General features: G+C 33.4%; 3 protein-coding genes and 1 pseudogene. All 4 read right to left on the bottom strand.

Annotation, left to right across the window (positions count from 1 at the left end; all coding sequences use genetic code 11):
* Window positions 1-61: 61 nt before the first annotated feature.
* Complete coding sequence (locus ACFO3L_RS00950; RefSeq protein ID WP_379962931.1) at window positions 62-778, bottom strand: tyrosine-type recombinase/integrase; 717 nt, start codon at window positions 776-778, stop codon at window positions 62-64.
* Window positions 775-1,980: a site-specific integrase gene (locus ACFO3L_RS00945; protein ID WP_379962929.1), complete on the bottom strand. Its 1,206-nt coding sequence runs from the start codon at window positions 1,978-1,980 to the stop codon at window positions 775-777. Before ACFO3L_RS00945 ends, ACFO3L_RS00950 begins: the two co-directional genes overlap by 4 nt.
* Before the next feature lie 91 nt (window positions 1,981-2,071).
* Window positions 2,072-2,635 (bottom strand): ATP-binding protein, encoded by a 564-nt coding sequence (locus tag ACFO3L_RS00940; protein ID WP_379962927.1) that lies wholly within the window; start codon window positions 2,633-2,635, stop codon window positions 2,072-2,074.
* Window positions 2,635-3,017 (bottom strand): annotated as a pseudogene (locus ACFO3L_RS00935) (IS21 family transposase); the annotation flags it as partial. The gene ACFO3L_RS00940 and the pseudogene ACFO3L_RS00935, both read right to left, overlap by 1 nt.

Genomic DNA, 3,017 nt, shown 5'->3' with positions numbered 1-3,017 from the left:
TAGGGATATTAGTGATACATATTTCAATAAAATGTGCCAAAGAATTAAAGCTATGAATTATTCAGGTTCTAAAATCGTTTAATATTGTTTTACTTTTGTATTTTTGAGTATCAGGAGCCGGATAAAAATACCCTTCGATTTCCATATTAAATGTCATTTTTTTGGCATAATTACGACAATAATCCGTTAATGTTTCTGACATAGGAACAATCCGAGTTATATTGTTTTTGGCTTTATTTACTGTAATTACACCATTTTCTAAGTTGATATCTGTTTTATGCAAAGTTAAAGCTTCGTTAATTCGTAATCCGCATCCGTACAACATTCGTAAGAGCATTGGGTAAATGAGATTATCATATTCACTATTCTCTGCCAAGCATAAAGTGTCAACTATCGACCAAATATTTGACATTTCTTTGTGTGTAAAGATGTATGGGGTGAAATTATCTCTTATTCTAACAAACTCATTTTTCGGAAATACATAGAAATTGAATTCTAATGTGTTCATGAACAGTGCAAACTGTCGAATAGTGCTCATCCTCTGGTGAAGTGTTTTAGTGGATTCAGTACCTCGTTTACTCACATAATCATCCACCATTTTCTTTGTGAGAATAGGATTTTTGAGTTCATATGTTTTAAAAAAATTATCAATCTGCCTTAACCTGTAGTAGGATGACACTTGAAATTTATAACCTAACCCCTTTTTATAATCAACATACATAGTGCAATAACTAGCGAAAGGTCCATTAAAGATATACTCTTTCTCTGTATCTATCATGAAGGCACCTCCAGACCAACGGTTCGGAGCTGTTCGGTATCAATACGAAGATACATCTTAGTCGTATTCGAATTTTCATGGCCTAGTATTCCTGAAATAACAGGTAATGGGGTGTTATCTTGTAAAAGGTTACTTGCTAAACTGTGCCTCATTGCATGAAGACCGTGTTTTCTATTTTTAGTTTCAATTTGAGCAAGTTCCAAGTATTTGTTTATAATACTCCAAAAGACATTTCCTTTTTCAAAATGCCCATAAGGCGTTCTGTGCCTAATAAAAATATGAGGGTCATCACAGATTGGTCGACCATTTTTCAAATAATCAATCAATGCATATTTTATATTATCACTCAGTGGTAACTGCAAGAAATTCTTTGTTTTCTCTTGAATATATTCAATTTTTTCTAAATGCCATTTAATGTTATCCAACTTTAAATTTCTAATATCACCAGCTCGCATTCCTAACTGGATGGCTAGTAGTAAGATAAGATAATCACGCCGACCAACAGCTGTATTTCGGTCTACATTACAAAGTAATACTCTAATTTCTTCAGATGTATAATACGATGGTAATTTTTCTAACTTATTTGATCGAATAATTGGAAACAGCTGATTTAAATGATATTTATTGTAATTACCGGTGTTTAGAAAGTTCAAAAAATCTCTCAAAGTGTATAGAATAGTCTCTTTTGTGGATACTGCATAATTTGTCATTATTGACTTGATATACATCAAAACATTTTTAGACTGTATCTTTGAAATATCAGAAATTTCATTTGTTTTCAAAAAATAAAGAAATCGAATAATAATAATTTGTTTTCCTTGAATAGTTCGATCTGTAAGATTTGATTGTTTTAGATTTTCGACATAACTCATAAGAATATCAAAATAACAGTCGGGTACCTGAAGTCCTTTTCTTTGATAGCATTTATTGAATGTGCCATCTTTCAAAAAATCGTTTAAAACTTTAATTGATCGGACAGTAAATCTTTGATATGGCGTTAAGTCAATATCAAAATCAACTCTATAGTGATTCACCAAGAATTCATACCCAAATTCAAGAGTGAAGTCTTGAATATTTTTTAAGTCGGCGTATTTTTCGAAGCAATTCCAACAACTTCTATAGCGAGTCTTTGTCCCTTCAGAGTATCCTAATTCATCTAAATGAATAATCGCTTTCCTTATTAAACTTCCAATAGTATCCATTATTTCGTCCTCCTTTTAGGATAAGGATACTATATTATGTATAGTTAGAAACACAAAAAGCTTACAAAATCAACAGGGCTTGTATCTAGCTTTACATAATATTTAGCTTTTCATAAGATGAATTATGAAAAGCTTCCCATAATTCATCAATGATGAGTAGTTCAATTTTCGTGTACTTTTTAATCAGTTTACGATAAGAATCATCAGCCTCATATTTCGCTAAAGCCAGCTCGTCAATTAATTCTGGAAGACGAATATACTTCACCTTTCTGAATTGACGACAAGCTTGAATACCCAAGGCATTGGCTATCCAGGTTTTCCCGTTTCCAGAAGCACCCATCAAGATAATATTCTGGTGGTTATCAATGTATCCTCCTTGTGCGAGTTTAGAAATAAGGTTTTTATCCAGATGTCGATCGGGATAGTATTCAATTCCTTCGATAGACGCATTTGGATCACTGAATGTTGCCTGATGAATTAAACGTTCTAATTTATTTGATTTACGGCGGGCAGATTCAGCGTCTACTAACAGCTCAAATCGTTCCTCAAATCCTAAGGATTGGGTGGTTTCGTCCATTGTTTGTTGCTCATATAGGTCAGCGATTCCGCTCAAACGCATAGCTTTTAATTTTTCAAGTGTTTGTTCATTTCTCATTATTTTTTACCTCCGAAGTAGGCTGCACCACGGACAAAACCATACTTGTTGTCCGTTTGCTCCTCTATAATTGATTTTTTTGAATGATTATCCAAAGTTTTCTTTCGTTTCTTTGCACGACTGAGAATGGATTTGAGTAATGAGTTGGTGGGTTCCTTTGCGCCAGACATCAATGTATGACAGCAAGCTTCTAATTCTTCGGACGTGTATTTAGAGGCTGTATTTCTCAATGTAGCGAGTAATTTCAGGGCTTTTTTCTCGACATTATTGGAAAGAATATAGTCGACATACGCATAAGTATTTGGCCTAATATCTTCTGCCCATAGTAAATTTTCTTTAGGGGTATGTGTTAAATAACGGCGGTGATTGTCCGGCATATGAT

This window comes from Enterococcus eurekensis (genome assembly GCF_042654605.1).
Taxonomy (GTDB): Bacteria; Bacillota; Bacilli; order Lactobacillales; family Enterococcaceae; genus Enterococcus_I; species Enterococcus_I eurekensis.
Note: the sequence above shows the minus strand (reverse complement) of the source record. Positions and strands in the feature narration are given on the sequence as shown.

Coding starts and splice junctions, on each gene's coding strand:
- ACFO3L_RS00945 (WP_379962929.1), bottom strand. CDS start 1,980: ATGGATACTATTGGAAGTTTAATAAGGAAAGCGATTATTCATTTAGAT.
- ACFO3L_RS00940 (WP_379962927.1), bottom strand. CDS start 2,635: ATGAGAAATGAACAAACACTTGAAAAATTAAAAGCTATGCGTTTGAGC.
- ACFO3L_RS00950 (WP_379962931.1), bottom strand. CDS start 778: ATGATAGATACAGAGAAAGAGTATATCTTTAATGGACCTTTCGCTAGT.